Genomic DNA, 1,051 nt, shown 5'->3' on the forward strand with positions numbered 1-1,051 from the left:
CCGCGTCTTGGAGCGACTTGTACCAATCGGGCGGGTCGAACTGGGAGGTCACCAGAGTCGATCCTCGCCCTTCGCGGGCGGCCAGGATGTTGAGCAGCTCGGCCGCGGTGTGCGGGGCCACCGGGGTGGTCAGGAAGTCGTCCAGAACCAGCAGGTCACAGTTGTGCAGGTCGGTGAGGAAGTCCAGCCGGCGCTGCGAGGTCGGCTCCAGCACGGCGAGCCGGTTGGCCAGGTCGTCGAGCCGGAAGTATCTCGCGGTGTAGTACTTTCGGCACGCGGCATTGAGAAGCGCTTGGGCGAGGTAGGTCTTGCCCACGCTGGACTGGCCGAGCACGACGAGATTACGAGTGGCGTCGATCCATTGACAGCTGGAGAGACGTGCGATTAGCTCGCGGTTGACGTTGCGGTCAGGCAGGTAGCGGATCTCTTCTACGCAGGCGTCAGGGTTTGGCGATCTTTCAGGCCTTGAGTAGTTTCTGGGTCCGGCGTTCCTGCCTGGCCGTGATCTCCTTGTCCAGGGCGTGGAAGATTTTCTCGGAGAAGGTCCACTCGTCGCAGGCGGGATCGTTGGCCAGGTCAATGACGGTCTGTCCGAACGCGGTCATCCGCAATTGCGTGAACAGCGGCATGTCGGCGTCGGTGAGATGACGATCAGTCACTGCAGCTCCTCCTTCCCCGCGATGCCGGTGCTCGGGCGGCCGGTCAGGGCGGCGAGACTGAACTGCTCGGGCCCGGCCAGATGCGCCCCGGTGGTATCTCGCCGCCCTGCCGGCGGCTCCACCCGGGCCGTCGTTGCCGGCGGCGCCTCCGTCGTCGTGGGTCGGGCCGCGGCCTGGGCCCGCAGGGCCGCCAGTCGCTGTTTGACGGCGGTGTAGCTGATAGCCCGGCGTGCGGTCTCGGAGACGAGTTGCCCGCAGGCCCGCTCGAGGAGCTGCTTGTTGTCGCCGCGGGCCAGGGCGAGGATGTTCTGGCACGATCGGTAGCCCTGCGCTTCGATGCGCTGACGATCGAGGACCTCGCTGATCGCGGCGACGGTGTTCGGTCCGATCTT

General features: G+C 66.3%; 2 pseudogenes. Both read right to left on the reverse strand.

Going from position 1 to position 1,051, the window contains the following annotated elements:
* A pseudogene (locus DPA01S_RS17690) lies at positions 1-659 on the reverse strand (ATP-binding protein); the annotation flags it as partial.
* Positions 656-1,051 (reverse strand): annotated as a pseudogene (locus DPA01S_RS17120) (hypothetical protein); the annotation flags it as partial. The pseudogenes DPA01S_RS17690 and DPA01S_RS17120, both read right to left, overlap by 4 nt.

Source organism: Dietzia papillomatosis NBRC 105045 (assembly GCF_001570845.1).
In the GTDB taxonomy this organism is placed as follows: Bacteria; Actinomycetota; Actinomycetes; order Mycobacteriales; family Mycobacteriaceae; genus Dietzia; species Dietzia cinnamea.